This window comes from Flavobacterium sp. LHD-85, from assembly GCF_030929595.1.
In the GTDB taxonomy this organism is placed as follows: Bacteria; Bacteroidota; Bacteroidia; order Flavobacteriales; family Flavobacteriaceae; genus Flavobacterium.
The window spans coordinates 50,877-67,613 of sequence record NZ_JAVFVR010000010.1 but is presented as its reverse complement, the minus strand read 5'-3'; the positions used below and the strand labels follow the sequence as shown (position 1 = coordinate 67,613).

17 protein-coding genes are annotated in these 16,737 nt (G+C 34.0%); 4 read left to right on the top strand and 13 right to left on the bottom strand.

The window, feature by feature from the left end:
* Positions 1-41: 41 nt before the first annotated feature.
* On the top strand, positions 42-1,085 hold the full coding sequence (locus tag RB618_RS16775) for a hypothetical protein (RefSeq protein ID WP_308069788.1): 1,044 nt from the start codon (positions 42-44) through the stop codon (positions 1,083-1,085).
* A 135-nt stretch (positions 1,086-1,220) separates the two neighbouring features.
* Positions 1,221-1,721, top strand: coding sequence for a GNAT family N-acetyltransferase (locus RB618_RS16770; RefSeq protein WP_308069787.1), 501 nt, complete (start codon positions 1,221-1,223; stop codon positions 1,719-1,721).
* A gap of 229 nt (positions 1,722-1,950) precedes the next feature.
* Here the strand turns inward: RB618_RS16770 and RB618_RS16765 are convergent, their stop codons facing one another.
* From RB618_RS16765 to RB618_RS16755, 3 genes are all read right to left on the bottom strand, one after another.
* The gene (locus RB618_RS16765; RefSeq protein ID WP_308069786.1) at positions 1,951-2,436 is read right to left on the bottom strand and encodes an anthrone oxygenase family protein; all 486 of its coding nucleotides are present in this window, start codon (positions 2,434-2,436) and stop codon (positions 1,951-1,953) included.
* Positions 2,437-2,441: 5 nt separating this feature from the next.
* Positions 2,442-3,068: an SDR family oxidoreductase gene (locus RB618_RS16760; RefSeq protein ID WP_308069785.1), complete on the bottom strand. Its 627-nt coding sequence runs from the start codon at positions 3,066-3,068 to the stop codon at positions 2,442-2,444.
* Positions 3,069-3,145: 77 nt separating this feature from the next.
* Complete coding sequence (locus tag RB618_RS16755; protein WP_308069784.1) at positions 3,146-3,916, bottom strand: AraC family transcriptional regulator; 771 nt, start codon at positions 3,914-3,916, stop codon at positions 3,146-3,148.
* A 237-nt stretch (positions 3,917-4,153) separates the two neighbouring features.
* Between RB618_RS16755 and aspT the strand changes: the two genes are divergently transcribed.
* On the top strand, positions 4,154-5,830 hold the full coding sequence (aspT, locus tag RB618_RS16750; RefSeq protein WP_308069783.1) for an aspartate-alanine antiporter: 1,677 nt from the start codon (positions 4,154-4,156) through the stop codon (positions 5,828-5,830).
* A gap of 81 nt (positions 5,831-5,911) precedes the next feature.
* Here aspT and RB618_RS16745 read toward each other — a convergent pair whose 3' ends face one another.
* The 10 genes from RB618_RS16745 to RB618_RS16700 form a co-directional block, all read right to left on the bottom strand.
* Positions 5,912-6,358, bottom strand: coding sequence for a CopD family protein (locus RB618_RS16745; RefSeq protein ID WP_308069782.1), 447 nt, complete (start codon positions 6,356-6,358; stop codon positions 5,912-5,914).
* A gap of 20 nt (positions 6,359-6,378) precedes the next feature.
* The gene (locus tag RB618_RS16740; protein ID WP_308069781.1) at positions 6,379-7,095 is read right to left on the bottom strand and encodes an anaerobic ribonucleoside-triphosphate reductase activating protein; all 717 of its coding nucleotides are present in this window, start codon (positions 7,093-7,095) and stop codon (positions 6,379-6,381) included.
* On the bottom strand, positions 7,049-7,216 hold the full coding sequence (gene nrdD, locus RB618_RS16735; protein ID WP_198858071.1) for an anaerobic ribonucleoside-triphosphate reductase: 168 nt from the start codon (positions 7,214-7,216) through the stop codon (positions 7,049-7,051). Before nrdD ends, RB618_RS16740 begins: the two co-directional genes overlap by 47 nt.
* Entirely contained in the window at positions 7,197-9,320 is a 2,124-nt protein-coding gene (locus RB618_RS16730; RefSeq protein WP_308069780.1) for a ribonucleoside triphosphate reductase, read from the bottom strand. The genes nrdD and RB618_RS16730 overlap by 20 nt, the downstream gene beginning before the upstream one ends.
* A 14-nt stretch (positions 9,321-9,334) precedes the next feature.
* Positions 9,335-10,066 (bottom strand): iron-sulfur cluster repair di-iron protein, encoded by a 732-nt coding sequence (gene ric, locus RB618_RS16725; protein ID WP_308069779.1) that lies wholly within the window; start codon positions 10,064-10,066, stop codon positions 9,335-9,337.
* A 30-nt stretch (positions 10,067-10,096) separates the two neighbouring features.
* Positions 10,097-11,611, bottom strand: a complete 1,515-nt coding sequence (nadB, locus tag RB618_RS16720) for an L-aspartate oxidase (RefSeq protein ID WP_308069778.1) — start codon at positions 11,609-11,611, stop codon at positions 10,097-10,099.
* 27 nt (positions 11,612-11,638) lie between these two features.
* Entirely contained in the window at positions 11,639-12,571 is a 933-nt protein-coding gene (gene nadA, locus RB618_RS16715; RefSeq protein ID WP_308069777.1) for a quinolinate synthase NadA, read from the bottom strand.
* A gap of 191 nt (positions 12,572-12,762) precedes the next feature.
* The gene (locus RB618_RS16710; protein WP_308069776.1) at positions 12,763-14,760 is read right to left on the bottom strand and encodes a TonB-dependent receptor; all 1,998 of its coding nucleotides are present in this window, start codon (positions 14,758-14,760) and stop codon (positions 12,763-12,765) included.
* Positions 14,761-14,820: 60 nt separating this feature from the next.
* The gene (locus RB618_RS16705) at positions 14,821-15,669 is read right to left on the bottom strand and encodes a hypothetical protein (protein ID WP_308069775.1); all 849 of its coding nucleotides are present in this window, start codon (positions 15,667-15,669) and stop codon (positions 14,821-14,823) included.
* 74 nt (positions 15,670-15,743) lie between these two features.
* Positions 15,744-16,112, bottom strand: a complete 369-nt coding sequence (locus tag RB618_RS16700; protein WP_308069774.1) for a hypothetical protein — start codon at positions 16,110-16,112, stop codon at positions 15,744-15,746.
* A gap of 124 nt (positions 16,113-16,236) precedes the next feature.
* On the opposite strand from RB618_RS16700, the gene RB618_RS16695 reads away from it, so the two are divergent.
* Entirely contained in the window at positions 16,237-16,713 is a 477-nt protein-coding gene (locus RB618_RS16695) for a c-type cytochrome (RefSeq protein ID WP_308069773.1), read from the top strand.
* Positions 16,714-16,737 lie beyond the last annotated feature (24 nt).

Sequence of the window (16,737 nt, the reverse complement as noted above, 5' to 3'; positions counted from 1 at the left end):
TAGTATGTTTATCCTTTAGAAAAACTATCTATAAAATTTAAATGAAAAAACTTTTCCTTGTATTAAGCTTTCTTTTTTTTAATATAAATTATGGACAAATTCATCTTTCAGCAATAGAAGGGTACTGGATAAAGTATAAAGGAGAAATGAAAGATGGTAGTGATCTATCTGACGGATTTACAGAAGATTCAGGTTACATGGAATTTAGGATCAGTCAAGGAAAATTATGTATCAATTCCAATCCAGTTCATAAAGTAAATGAGAGCTGTTTGGATTTTAAATTTATTAAAAATTTTATGAAAACATCCCAATATTCTGGATTTGTAATTGAAAAAGTAACGAAAGATTCTTTAGTATTATGTGAGAAAATTGATGGACTAGCAGATGATAAACTTAAAAGATCCTATTTTGTTAGACAAGAAGTAATAATTTCAAAATTCAAAGAAGAGAATAAAAATGAGAAAAGTATAGTTGCTTCAAAATTATTCGCACCAAAAACAAATGGTACAATTGAAATAGATTTAAACAAAGCTTTTAAAAATAATTATTCAAATTTTGAGCTAGTTGGAAACTTGAAGATTTATCCTGATAAGAAAAGGATAAAGACAGAAATTATATTTTCAACACAGAAGGATTCATCAAGGATAAGATTGGTAAAAAAGGTGATTGATGGTTCTTTTGACAAATGGAATTTAAAAGATTTTAAAGATTATGAATCAATAGAAATTCCGTTTGTTCTAAAAAGTGAAATTACAAAAACATTTTGGGGAATTTCGGTAATATTTTTCACTACGGATTTAACAGAATTTGAAAGAATTTATGGGGTGAAAATGGAAGATATAAGAAAATCATCGGATTACTTTAATAAAGGATTAATTGCTTATGAAGAGAAAAAATATTTAGAATCTATTGCATATTTTTCAGAATCATACAAATTTAATTCCAAAAATATAGACGCTTTATATAATAAAGCAGCCATATATTTTGAAGCTGGAGATAAAGAGAATGCTTGTAAAGTATGGCTAGAAATTTCTGTACTTGGTCAAGCCGAGGGAAAACAATTGTTCTTGAAAAATTGTAAGTAATTTTTTCATTAGACTTAAATTTCGCACCAGCGAATGCTTTTTTGTGGTTGGAAAATTTCGATATATTTACAAAACGAAAATTCTGTTACTAATTTTAGAAGACAGATTTTAATTCATTTATATTAATAGTACCAAATGCATATTATCTATCAAAGCCCCAAAATAATTATCCGCGAATTTTTGCCTGAGGAAAAACAGACATTCTTAGATCTTTTTAAAGATAATCAAGTAACGCAATATCTTCCCGATACTTCACCTGATAGATATGTCGAAATGTTTAGCGAACTCCTAGAAAATTATAAAAATAAAAATCTGAGCCGATGGGCGATATTTGACCCTGTGGATAATGGTTTTATAGGAATGTGTGTTGCCCGTACTTTTGTGCACAATACAGATCAGATAGAGATAGGATATGTGCTTAGTAGGGAATACTGGGGAAAAGGTATTGCTACAGAAGTATGTAGAGCTTTAACTGATTATAGTTTTGAAAATACAAAGACAAATGAAGTTGTAGCCATAACTGATCTTGCGAACAGTGGATCGCAAAATGTGTTGCAGAAAGTAGGATTTAAACGATTAAGCAATCTGATAAGAAACGAGGAGGAGCTTGCTTATTTTAGGATAGAGAGATTATAATTTTATTTATGATGGTACTATTAAAACTTTAATTTTGTCCAGATGCCTTTGTAGGATAAAAATTGAAGTAATAGTATGTATTAAGATATTGAGCTGAGTTCTGTTTCATTGAGGTAAATGGAATAAAGAAAGCCTGAGATTATATAGTCTCAGGCTTTTTTTATGCTTGGAAAATATTTTCGTATTTTTTGTTTTTACAAAGTCTTACTGTTTTTAGTGGCAGTTCTGTTTATTTGTTTTCTTGAATACAGGCTAAAATTACAAATAGTAAACTTAGTATTGATGAAACTGTTCTTATGTTGTTCCAAAAATTCCAACGTTTTTCAAATACATTTCGCATTTGCTTTGCCATTATTTCTGTCGAACTTGAAATGTCGAAAACTTCTAATTTGTTGTTTAAGGGAACGTTTACAAAAACCGTTACCAGAAAAACACCTAATAAATACATCAACATTGCCATAATCAAATATATAAATGAGCTTTGATTGTAACGTGAAAAACAGGTGATAATAAGCATTATTAAAGCACCAAAAAAGCAGGTGAAAAATATTGGATTTTGAATTTCTTTATTTATGTGCTGCATTGCATTAAGAAATTCTTTATCGTTCAATTTTCCTAAACCTAGCATAACAGAAATAGAGTAGGAAAAGAAAAGACCAGCCATTAAAGCAGTAAAAGTTGCCGTAATAATAAGTATGATATCAGTCAGTTTCATAGCCATTAATTAGAGATGCTAACCGCTTTTTTCAAATACTCTTTTGCTAAAACTTGTTGTAGCATAAAGTTCGCAACATCTGCTCGGGAAATTTTCAAATTGAGCCCTTTTAGATTTCCGTCAAACCCAATTTTAAATTGGTTAGTAATATCTCCGTCTGTGAAAGCACTTGGTCTTACAATAGAGTAATCCAAATCACTACTTAAAATATAGTGCTCCTGTAATTTATGATCTGCAAAAGCTTTTTTTAGCAACATTCCAAACATGATATGTTTCCAAACAAAATTTAAGTTTGCGTAGCTTTCGCCCATTCCTAATGTAGTTTGGCAAATCAATCTTTTTATTCCAGTATTTTCCATTGCTTCAATGATCGTTTTGGTTCCCGCAGCCCTTATTGTTCCTGTTCTTCCATCACCAAGGGCACACAAGACCGCATCTTGATTTTTCAATGCGTCTTTTACTTCGCTGGCATTCAATACGTCTCCTTTGTAAAGTGTTAAATTGGTATTGCCTGCTTGTTGCACTTTTTCAGGATTGCGAACAAAGGCTGTAACTTGGTAGCCTTTTGCTATTGCCTGTTTTACGAGTTCTTGACCTACTGTTCCTGTTGCTCCAAAAATTATAATTTTCATTTTATATCATTTTTAAGTTAATAGTACAAAGTTGCAACAGGTACTTTTTAGAAAATAGAATAAAAACGACAGTATCGCTATTTTTTGAATTTTTTTGGTGTTTTGCCTGTAAATGCTTTAAATACTTTAATGAAATGCGATTGGTCTGCAAAGCCATTTTCGTAAACTATGTCAGTCAATTTTGTATAATTTTTTATGGATAATTGTTCCAGTGAAGCTTGAAATTGCATAATTTTTGCGAACTGTTTGGGCGAAAGCCCTGTTTCTTTTAAAAATCTTCGTTCAAAAGTCCGCAGATTGATTTTTTGCTTCTCAGCAATGTCCCGAATAGGTTCTTGTCCTTTTGTATCTATAATTTCTGCAATTGCCTGACGTATTTCTAGGTCGAGATTTTGTTTTTTGGTTTCAAAATAATGCAAAAGCAGATTGGTAATAACATCAATTTTTTCGTTTACAGTTTTACAAGAAATCAATTGTAGGTTAAGCGCCGTAATTTTGTTTTCTGCATTATCTAAATAATAGCAATTGTCATTTATGCTTTGTGGAAGAATGCCAAAGAAGGTTTGCAGCACAAAGGGATATAGCTGAAAAACGAGAATAAAGTAAGATCCTGAAAGTTCTAGCACAATTGGATTAATGGTTTGTCCGTAAACAAAAATTTCTGGCATTTTTTTATCGTGCGGTTTCACCGTCAATCCATTTTCGGACTGATGGAACATTAAACCAGGAAAACCATCTGCAAAAAATGGCAAACTCGTTGTGGTGTCGTTCCCTTCGTTTTCAAATACCCAAATATTTTTCACAAAAAGCGAAATAGATTTATCTGGTATTATGGTTTGAAAGTTCATTTCTGTCTGTGTAACAAAGGTTTTGTAGAATAATCGTTTGAGTTTCTCATGCTAGAAATGGTTTGTATCTTATGTTTATTCCAAATTAGCTCACTATCAAAATTAACCATTTAGATTTAATTCTATCACTATTACTTTTCTGTTTACTATAATGTGATTATAATTAATTGTTTGTAAATAATTGAAATATAGTATGTTGATTGCTTTTTTTGTTTAAATTTATATAAAAAAAGTAATATGGTTACAACTATACTTAGAGCACATCCTGAATTGGCACTTTTTTTATGCTTGGCTCTTGGGTTTTTAATCGGACGCATTAAAATAGGTACATTTAAAATTGGTGTAGTACTTGGAACTTTATTTGCTGGAGTGCTAATTGGCCAGTTGGACATTAAAATTCCTGGTATTGTAAAAACTATTTTCTTCGATTTTTTTCTGTTTTCTACAGGATATAAAGTCGGGCCTCAATTTTTTCAAGGATTTAAAAAGAATGCATTTCCTCAACTATTGCTCACTTTGGTAATTTGTTTATCGTGTCTATTAGTAGCATATTCTGTTTCAACTTTTTTAGGTTATGATATAGGAACGGCGGCTGGATTATTAGCTGGGGCGTTTTCTGAATCAACTGTAATTGGTACAGCTTCAGATGCAATTAGTCACTTAAATCTTGCTGAAGCAGAAAAAGTTAGATTAATCAATAATATTCCGGTAGCCTATTCTGTAACTTATTTGGTAGGAGCGGCATCTTTTGTTTTTTTTCTGACTGGAATTGCTCCAAAATTGCTTGGAATTGATTTGGTTAAAGAAAGCGATAAATTGGCTGAAACAATTTCAGGCGAAACTGAATATGGTCCAGGAATGAAAAGCGCTTATCAGAGATGGATTATTCGGGCATATAGAATAACCAATGAGAAATGGATTGGAATCAGTATAAGTGATTTTGAAAAATTAATTTCTAACAAAAACATTGTCATTCAGAGGATACGCCATAAAGATCAATTGCTAGATCCAAAACCCGATACTATAATTCATAAAGATGATGTAATGGTTATTATGGCACAGCACGGAATCATCTTGGACAGTCTCTTTTCTATTGGACCAGAAGTTTTGGATGAAGAATTGTTGAATTTTCCGTTAGCACATTTAGATGTTACAATCACCAATAAAGCAATTGATGGGATAACAGTAAAGTCTCTTCGAAAAAGCAGTTTTTATCACGGATTAATGCTAAATAAAATAACCAGAGAAAATCACGAGATACCGCTTGAATCGAAGACGGTTTTAAATAGAGGTGATATTTTGAATCTTTCAGGTAGACCTGCAAAACTAGAAGAAGCGGCAAAAGAAATTGGTTATCTGGATCGTTTAAGTCCAGAGACAGATATTATTTTTGTTGGTCTGGGTATTGTCCTTGGTGGACTTTTAGGTTTGCTTTCGGTAACTTTATTTGGAGTTTCGGTAACATTAACAACAAGCGGGGGCGCGTTGGTTATGGGACTAATTTTTGGATGGTTGCATTCGAGGACTCCAGTTTTTGGCAGAATTCCAGAACCCGCCTTGTGGATATTTGACAATGTTGGTCTTGCAGCGTTTATCGGACTTGTTGGTCTAGCTGCTGGCCCAAGTTTTATCTCAGGTCTTAAAGAAACTGGTTTTGGTATTTTGCTTGCAGGTGTGGCTGTTGCCTTAATTCCGCATATTATCGGACTGTACTTTGGAAGATATGTATTAAAAATAAACCCTCTCATCTTACTTGGCGCACAAACAGGTGCGGGTACCTCAACAATCGGATTAAAAGCTGTTCAAGATGCATCTGGCAGTAAATTTCCAGTTTTAGGATACACTATTCCTTACGCATTAGCTAATATATTGTTGACTGCTTTTGGGCCAATACTTGTGGGTATGATGTCTTAATTGATTAGGCTATAAAATTAAAACGCAATCTCATTTTTTTATGAGATTGCGTTTGCATTAAAAATCAGTTAGTTGAGTTAATTAAATTCCGCCATAACGCAGTGTCGACCCCAAAATTAGCATTGCAATACCAATTGAAGTAACAGTTAATATAATGACAGTCATTTTGTTGATATTATTAGGTTTAAGTTTTGGAATAATGAAAAATTGTGCACAAACCGCACAAAAGAAAGTGCAGAAAAGCAAAATTAGTTTTATTGAAACTACCTTTTCAAATCCGGTAGAAAAATGAAACCAGGTTTCTGCAGTGACACCAAAATCATATGCCATCCAGATTCCGGTTATAATGAGTAAAGCGAGAGAAGACATGCCGAGTTTTTCATACTTCTTTTCGAAGTTTAAAATAATCTGCGGATCTTTTTTCTTCAACGCTGTCGGAAGGTAACAAATAGCCAAAAGCAAATGACCGCCAACCCAGATTGTGGCAGCCAAAAGATGAAGTATTAATACAAAATGATGCAAAGTCATAACGTGTTCATTTTGAGTTGTCAATCTCTAAAAATAACTTTTATTTTTGGAGTAGAGAAGTTTTTAAGTTGCATTTCTTTATTCGAATCGTCTAGCTTCGAAAGTGTTGGCACATTATTCATAAAGTGTTGCACATAATAGTTTCCTTCAAAATGCTTAGATTCAAGATATTTTATCATATTCACAAAATTATTTTCTGTAATTAAAGAAGAATGAAAAGTGGTGCGAACTTCAAACGGAATATTCGATTGAATCAAAAGTTGTAAACTTTCTTCAAATTCAGAAAATAAGCCTGATTGCGTTAGTTTTTTAAAGGTATGAGGAAGACTTTTGTAATCTAACGCGACATAATCAATTAATTGATCACAAATCAGGCTATTTAATATTTTAGGGTTGGAGCCGTTGGTATCTATTTTCACCGCAAATCCCATTGTTTTGATTTCTTTTATAAAATCAGTTATTTTTTTGTACAAAGTACATTCGCCACCGCTTAATACTACGCCATCTAATAGTCCTTTTCGGGTTTTAAGGAAAGTAAGAACAGACTCAAAATCTATTTTTCCTTTTCCTAAAACAATATCTGGATTGTAACAGTATAAACACCGCATGTTACAGCCCGCAAACCACACAATGCAGGCTGTTTTATGCGGATAATCTAATAAAGTAAAAGGCGTGAGGCTAAATATTCCTTTAATAGATAATGGTTTCTTCGAAATGTGTACGCTGTTGGTGTTCACCTTTTTTTCCAATATTAAAACTTTCTACAGGTCTGTGATATCCCATTACACGTGTGTAAACCAAACATTTGCTTCTTTGGGATTTGTTCTCTTCTAGAATTTTACGCGTTTTCGTTTTCATAAGCCAAGTGTTTTTGATTGTTTTTATTGAGTAAAATTTCGTCGCATTTTGGACAGTATTCATGTTCTCCATTTAAGTAGCCATGAATAGGGCAAATGCTGAAAATTGGTGTTACGGTTATATAAGGCAGTTTAAAATTGGTTAAAACTTTTTTTACGAAGTTTTTACAGGCTTCTGGACTGCTAATTTTTTCTCTCATATAAAGATGTAAAACTGTACCGCCAGTATATTTGCATTGCAGTTCGTCTTGAAGCAATAAAGCTTCAAAAGGATCGTCGGTATGATCGACCGGAATTTGTGAACTATTTGTATAGTATATATTCTCGTTTTGTCCTGCTTGTAAAATCTCTGGAAAACGTTTTTTATCTTCTTTTGCAAAACGATACGTTGTTCCTTCTGCCGGAGTTGCTTCTAGATTATAAAGATTTCCTGTTTCTTCTTGAAATTCTTTCATTCGCAGTCGAATATGATCTAAAATTTCTGTTGCAAAATGAATTCCTGAGGGATTCGTTATGTTTTGTTTTCCTTCAGAAAAATTCACAACCATTTCGTTCATTCCGTTTACGCCAATGGTAGAAAAATGATTTCTAAAATGTTTCAAATAGCGCTGTGTGTACGGATAAAGTCCGCGGTCGTACATTTGCTGGATGAAGATTCTTTTCTTTTCTAAAGTTGATTTTGCTATTTGAAGCAATTCATCTAAGTGTTCAAATAAAGTAATGATGTTTCCTTTATGCAAATATCCGAGGCGCGCCATGTTAATGGTTACCACGCCAATGCTTCCAGTCATTTCGGCACTTCCAAAAAGACCATTTCCTCGTTTTAGCAGTTCTCTTAAATCTAGCTGTAAACGGCAGCACATACTGCGTACCGCATTTGGTTTGTAAGCATCTGGATTTTCGATTCGGTTTCCATTATCATCCAACAGATATTGGCTTCCAATAAAATTCTGGAAATAAGACGAACCAATTTTAGCTGTGTTTTCAAAAAGCAAATCCACATTTTCGCCATTCCAATCAAAATCTTCAGTGATGTTTACCGTTGGAATAGGGAATGTAAACGGCTGTCCGTTTGCATCGCCTTCGGTCATAATGGTGTAATAGGCTTTATTGATAAGATTCATTTCTTTTTGAAAGTCAGCATATTTTAAATCTATCAATTTTGAAACGCCTCTATTTTTAGCTTCCGAAATCAGATTTTCGTCAGTAACCTTCAAAAATAAATGTTCGTCATTTCGGGTCGGAATCTGTTCTTTTAGATCTTCTGGTACATTCCAATCCAAGGTAATATTAGTAAAAGGCGATTGTCCCCAGCGTGCAGGCACATTTAGATTGTAAACAAAACTTCTAATTCCTTTTAAAACTTCTTCATAAGAAAGTTGGTCTTTGAAAACATAAGGAGCCAAATACGTATCAAAAGAACTGAAAGCTTGAGCGCCTGCCCATTCGCTTTGCAGAATTCCCAAGAAATTAGCCATTTGCCCCAATGCTTCTCTAAAATGAGAAGGAGGTCTGCTCTCGACACGGCCGCGCACGCCGTTAAAACCTTCATTTAACAGCACACGCAAGCTCCAACCAGCGCAGTATCCGGTAAGACAATCCAAATCATGGATGTGTATGTCGCCATTCCTATGAGCAGAACCTTCTTCTTTATTGTATATTTTATCCAACCAATAATTGGCAATTACTTTTCCCGCGGTATTGCTGACTAGTCCCGCGTTTGAGTACGAAATATTTGCATTAGCATTAATTCGCCAATCTGATTGGTTGATATATTCTTCAACAGTTTGTGTACTGTCTATATAAGTAGTGTCATCGTTTAAACCATTAATATGTTCTCGCTGTAATTTTCTCGTATGGCGATAAATTATAAACGAACGCATTGTTTGGAAATATCCATTCTCAAAAAGCACTCTTTCTATAATGTCTTGAATTTCCTCTACAGGCCAAGAATACTTTACCTCAAGACCAGAAAGGACAGTTTTAAATATTCTCTTGTCTACAGGCTGACTGACACTTTGAAAGGCTTTCTGAATGGCATCCTGAATCTTATAAGCTTCAAAAGGCTTATAATCTCCGTTGCGTTTGATTACATATTTTTCCATGGTTTTGATTTTATTTAAGACACTTTTTCAAATGTTTTTTCAAGTTCAATTGCTTTTGGAAACAGAATGTTGTTTTCCAAGTGAATATGCTTTTTTAAATCCTTGTCAAACTCTTCCAGCATCAGAAAAGCTACTTTATAAGTGTTGCATGAGTCAACAGGCGGAGTGTAATTGTTGGTTAAAGCTGCAATTCTCTTAAAGCGCTGTCCTTCTGTGATATGATCATCTTTTAAAGTTAATATTGGTGTTTCGATAGATAAAAAAGGCGGTGTTTTCAGTTCTGTACCTTTACTGTGTGCGGCTTTCATTTTTTTAATAAAAGGAAAAACAACCAACTCTTCTCTTTTCATATGAGCCGTCAGATCTAAATACGTTTTTGAAAAAATAGTATGAATTTCGTGAAGCTCAGGATGAATCGCACCGTGAACACCGCATAATTTATTTAAATACTCTAATATTACAGGGGATTTTTCTGTAACATATCTATGATGAGTTTTAGTTATATAATCTGCAATCATATCTGCTGACCAGCTTTTATAATCAAAAGACTGATTGGCAGAACTGGTTCTTGCTTTTTCAATATGTTCTATAAGAACGCTTTCTTCTATATCTCTTTTTTTGCATACTTCTTCTATCGTTCGATGTCCTTTGCAACAAAAATCAATATGGAATTTTGTAAAAATGGCTGCTGTTTTGAAATCATCTGCCACGATTTCACCAATGGTTGTTTTACTTGTTAGTTTCATAATGGTTGGGGGTATAGATTTTTTATGGTTTCAGCATATTTTTTGGTCTTCGGCAGCTTTACATTGTTTAATGATTAACAAGGAAGCGGCAATCATGTTCGAAAATTCAATAAACGGAATCGTGATTTCGTGTGCTTCTGTAAGCGAAACAGCATAATTATGAAGCTCTTTTATTTTTTCAAAAGTTAATTCGGCATCGCGTTCTTCGCTTGTATAAAATGCGGTAACCAGTTTTTGCAATTCTTTTTTTAGTATTTCAAAAGCAAGGTAATCATCGACTTGGTGTGCCTTTGGAAACTTCGGAATTAGTATTTTGGATGAAAAAATAAATTCAGCAATAGTTTTGTCTACACTTTCTGAAGCCTGATGTGCAAAGACCAAACCTTCCAGAAGTGAGTTTGATGCCAGACGGTTTTTGCCATGAAGCCCCGTTCTCGCGCATTCCCCAATAGCGTAGAGATTTTTAATAGAAGTAACGCCATTTTGATCCACTTTAATTCCGCCACATTGATAATGAGCTGCGGGAACAACAGGGATCAGATCTTTTTCAGGACGAATTCCCAACTCATTGCAATGAGCTGTAATTACAGGAAATTGATTTGAAAAAGCCTTTGGATCTAAATGTCTGCAGTCTAAATAAACATGATTTTTCCCGCTCGCTTGAAGTTCTTTACTGATGGCACTTGAGACCATATCTCGTGTAGCCAATTCGCCTCGAATATCATATTTAAACAAAAATCTTTTTCCTTCATCATTTACAATATGAGCACCAAAACCTCTAACAGCTTCTGAAATTAAAAACAATGGATTTTCTTTTCCTGTAAATAATGCAGTCGGATGGAATTGAATGTATTGCATATCGGCAATTTCTGCACCTGCACGCGCTGCAATTGCCAATCCGTCTCCGGTTGCTATTTTCGGATTTGTTGTATTTTCAAAAAGCTGACCGCATCCGCCAGTGCATAAAACAATTGTTCTTGCTCTGATGTATTTAATTCGGTTGTGTTTCTTTTCAAAGAAAAAGGCTCCGGTACAAGTAGTTTTAGCTTTTTTTGTTTCGGTATTTAAGTCAATGACCAAATGATTTTCTAGGAGTTCTATATTGGGCATTTTCTTGATTATTTTGAGCAGTTTCTGCTCGATTTCCTGTCCGGAGCTATCTTTATGATGTAATATTCTATGCTGTGAATGCCCGCCTTCTAATCCTAAATCCCATTGTCCTTTTTCATTTTTATCAAAAGAGGCACCGATTTCGATCAATTCCTGAAGCCTTTCAGGAGCTTGTTTGATAACCATATTAACAACATCTTTATCGCACAAACCGCCTCCAGAACGAAGCGTATCGTGTATGTGTTTATTAAAACTGTCTTTTATAAGGTCTGTAACCACGGCAATACCGCCTTGAGCGAGCTGTGTGTTGGTATTTTTGGCTGTTTCTTTCGTCATTATAACAATAGATAAGTCTGGACGCTTTTTTGCTGTTTTCATGGCAAAAAATAATCCTGAAATACCAGAACCGATGATCAATATATCTGTTTTAAGCATGTTATTTTGATTTAAGTTATTGCGTTTTTATGATAGTTCAAGCATTCTTTTAATAGGCTTTAGCGCTTCTGTTCTCAATTCTTCTGTAATCAGCATTTCTGGCCTTTCATTTTTAAGACACAAATACAATTTTTCTAGTGTATTCATTTTCATATAGGCACATTCACTGCAGGCACAGCTGTTGTCTTCTGTGGTAGGAGCCGGAATCAGCGTTTTATCAGGTACAGCTTTTGAAAGCTCGTGCAGGATACCGGCTTCTGTGGCCACAATGAAAACGGCAGCAGGATCCGTTTTAATGAAATTAATAATTCCCGAAGTCGAGCCAATGTAATGTGCTGCTTTTAAAATATGGTCTTCAGATTCAGGGTGTGCTGCAATTTTTGCAGTTGGGTTGTTGTTATATATTTCAATTAGTTTGTCTAATGAAAAGGCTTCATGCACAACGCATGAGCCCTTCCATAAGACCAGTTCGCGTTTGGTTTCTTTTTGAAGATATTTGCCTAAATTTTCATCTGGAGCAAATATGATTTTTTGTTCTGCCGGTATAGATTCGATTATCTTTTTGGCATTTGCCGATGTGCAAACTAAATCGCTCATAGCTTTTATTTGGGCAGAACAATTGATGTAAGTGACCACAATATGATCTGGATGCTGTTCTTTAAATAATTTAAAATCTTCTGGAGGACAGCCGTCAGCAAGAGAGCAGCCAGCGTTCCAATCGGGTAGTACTACTTTTTTGTTTGGATTTAAAATTTTTGCTGTTTCTGCCATAAAATGAACTCCCGCAAAAACGATAATATCAGCATTTGTATTTTGAGCTTTTTTGGCCAGTTCAAGACTATCTCCAATAAAATCTGCTATTTCCTGTATATCCTCATCTTGATAATAATGAGCCAGGATAACAGCATTTTTTTCCTTTTTCAATCGGATTATTTCCTGTACTAAAAAGTTCTTGTTCATTTTAATTCTTTGAATTTTCAGCTTCGCTAACCTAATAAAGCTGATGGTGTTTATTTTTTAAGCTTGTATTAAAATATATTTTAATACATAATTTTAATAGGGTAAATATATTATCATCATTTTTTTCAAAACATGATTCTAATCATACTGTTTTATATTTGTTTGTATATGTTAACCTTGAGAATTGAATTTTAATTAAAAGAGAAACTAAGATTTACAAAGACATTTCGACCCATTCGCGGAATTTTGTTCCAGTCGGCATAAGTGGTGTAATATTTATCAAAAATGTTCTCCATACCAGTTTGTATTTTAAATTTGTTTTGGTCCCAATTGAAAGTATAGCCTGCATTAATTCCAAAAATGAGATAATCAGGAGTTTTACTTTGTCCGTACACTTTTGCAAATTCATTTTGAGCCAGATTTCCTAAAGCATTAATTCCTGCATTAAAATTTGCTTTCTTAAAATCGATTCCAGCACTATATTTAATCGGACTTATAAAGGGCAGATTATTTCCTTCATTATCTTTTCCTGAACTATATGTCAATTGTGATTTGAATTGCCAGTTTTCTAGAAAATCATAAGTCAGATTAAAATCGGCATTGAATATTTTGGCATTGTCTATGGCTTCATATCTTTTTACTCCAGAAGCACCAATAGTCATAGGAAGCGTATTTGGATCAATTTTACCTATTATATAATTTGAAAAATAAAAGTAAGAACCTGTAATTTTTGTTGCTAATTGTGATGTTTTATATCCAACAGAAAAGTTTCCTTCAAGAGCATTTTCATTTTTTAAATTTGGATTTCCGATATAATCATAAAAATCACTGCTGTTGTATAAATAAAATCCGTAGCCTTCAGAAACCGATGGAGCTCTTTCGGCGTAAGCCAAACCAAATCCGAACTCAAATTGCCCTTCATTTTTGGTGTAATTTGTGGCAAAGCTTTTTAGAAAACGGTTTTTTGAAGCATCCATATCAGGATAAAAAATGCGGAGACTCGCTAATCCGAAATCATTTGCTACGGTATTATTCTGGAACCCGAGATTTGCTCCAATTCTCAGCTGATCTTTTCCGGAAATAGTGATATTATCTTCTAAAGACAATCCGTTGTATAAAGTTCTAACATCGGGCCACGTATACATAAACATCAAATTTTCATCTGGATTTGATGGATACATTGTCATCTCGGCAATGGACTTATTGTAAAAACCGTTTAAATCAGCTAGAAAACTATGTTTTTCGATTTTTCCTTTAATTCTCGAATAGTACCCATACGTATCAGACCATCCCGGCATATCCATGTGTATTGGTACATTTGGTCTTTTGGTATCGTCCATTTTATGGGTGATAGAATTAAAATATCCTTTTGTTTCCCAGTTTGTTATAAGGTTAGATTTTGGCACATATTTATAACTTAGAGATACAATTTTAGCTTCGGCTAAAGAAACATCCATAGGAAGGGCAGGGTAGCCCACATTTGTCGCTTTGTCATAAATTACAGAAGCTTCCAAGAGGTTTTGTTTGTTTATAAAATATCCTGCACTGGCAGAAATATTGTATTTGGTAAATTGAGAAAAAAGGACTTCTTTATTGCCGCCTGCTTTATAATTATCGGCATCTCGATGCATAAAATCGATATGAGTATAAAATCGAGAATCATTATATCCTAAAGAGGCACCAATAATCTTTTGCAGATTATTGCTTTCAAAACCAGAATTTAAACTGCCGTTCCAGCCTGTATTTTTCTCGCTAAACTGATTGCGTTTTAAATCGACAGATCCGCCAATTCCAGCTCCGTGACAGCTTGCCTGCTGTCCTGACGCAATTGTGGCTTCGGCTAAATTTGAAACCTCAACATAGGAAGTAATCGGATCCATTTTGTCGGTACAGGCACCAAATATGCGCATTCCGTCAATAGTAATCACGGTACGTTCTGTAGCCATGTTATTTATAACAGGTTCCCAAGCATAAGCACCTCTTTTAATCATATTTACTTTTGATGATTTTGAGAGATATTCTTCTACAGAGGTTAATGATTTTGATTGTTTTAGATGTAAAGAAGGTTTGCTTCCAATGACAATTATTTCATTAAGCTTTACGGTTTCTAGACTATCATTTGGTTTTTCCTGCGCCCAGCATATTGTTGAAAATACAGCCAAGAAGGTTGCTGCTAGATTTTTCATCATTTCTTACTTTAATAGAAAGAGACAAATTGTGTTATGTCTCTTTCTGATTGTTGTTTAGATTTAAAATTCAATCTCAAAATAAAGACTGCTTGATGTATTGTCCGCTGTAATAGCTTCTCCTTTCAAAACTTCATTATTAGCATTTAAAACCTGAAGATTTATTTTCCAATATCCAGTCATGGTCAAAGAAAGTTTTCCTTTATAAAAACCATTAGTTTCAGTTTGAAGCAAATCTGTATTGTTTGGAGAGCCATGATTTCCCATGCTTGGCATTCTTGGATCGATTTTAACTTTTAAATTATCAACGAAAGGAAAAGTCATCATATCCTTCATTCTATAAATTGCCACTGTCATATCATTCAATGCTACTTTAGGAGAAGATGGTGCGATATAAGCAATGACATAATTGCTTCCGTCGCTTCCTTTAAATGAACTTACGGTACGTTTTGAGGATGCAGGAACATTTATTTTGTCAGTTGCGGTGTAGCTTGCGCCATTAATTTGGTATGTAATGCTTAGTTCCCAATATTCCGTTTCGTTTTGCGCCATTTGAAAGATAATATCTCCTTCGTACATAGTCTTTTTGTCTGATACTTTAGTGACAACTGATTTTGGACAAGAATGCTGCATCATGCTCATGTGCATAAGCGGTGTCCATTCAAGTTTTGCATCGGTAGTATAATTGTTGGTTTTTTTGTCTTTTATTCGAAGTGAAATATGATTATAGCCTTGAACTAAAGAACCTGTTGAAGAGAATAATTCTATAACGTGGGTATCATTTGCGATTTCCTGTATTTTATGAAGTCCGCTTGTTTCATCGACTGGAGTTGAAGAAGAATCGTCATCAGAAGAGCAAGAGAATGAGGTAATTGCTAAAAGTAAAATGGCTGTGTATTTTAAAATTTTCATGAGATTTTAATTTAAATTATGATAATAGAAGGTCTGCCGAATGAATTCGATAGAAGAAAAAAAATGAAATAAAATCAAATGAATATGGGAGGGCGTAAGATGTTGGCATCCTCCAAATGTGAATATAAGTTGCTGTAAAATGCATTTACAATATAAGTAGAAACCCCATTTTCCTCAAATAAGAATACAGGGATTTTGACAATAAATAGAACTAAAGTCTCTGCTGTTTCACTTTTCTTTTCGTTAGAAGCAGGCGTGTCGTTTTTATAGCTTTTTGCCAGTTCTTTTTTCAAATGGCATTTTCCATTACAGTGCAATTCTGGAGCATTTTTGTTTTCGCATAATTCAGTTGCAATGTAACGGTAATTGACCACATAATCCAGAAATGGAAAAGCTGGACGAAATACCACTGCAAATAAAAATATGTAAACACAAAGTTTCATTACTTGTTTTTTGAGAATACGAAGGTATTATGAACTTTTTTTTGAGGATATGATTGTAATCATACTTTGAGAAAAACAAGTTTTAGAATTTTGATCAAAAGTTTAACACGTAAAAAACAAAGTAATGAACAAACTATTCTTATTAACAATGTTTGGTTTTATCCTGCTCACATCATGCGGGAAAGAAAAGTCAAATACCGATCAGGATTTTTCTACTCCAGCCCCAGCTGAGAAAACCGCTGATGCAGAATCTTACGACCCTAAAAGAGGTCTCGGAAAGTATGAAACAGTTGAATTAGGAGCTTCTTTAGATAAAGCATTAGCTGAAAAAGGACTTAAAACTGCCGAAGTAAAATGTACCTCATGCCATAAACCGACAGATGAAAAATTAGTTGGCCCAGGATGGAAAGGAGTAACCGAAAGAAGAACACCTCAATGGATCATGAATTTTATTACCAATCCAGATCCAATGATTGATAAAGATCCAGAATTGCAGGCGCAATTAGAGCTTTGCATGATTCGTATGCCTAACCAAGGGTTAACAGATGATGAAGCTAGATCTATTTTGGAGTATATGCGCCAGAATGATGGGGTTAAATAATTGAAAGGAATCAAAATCAAAATA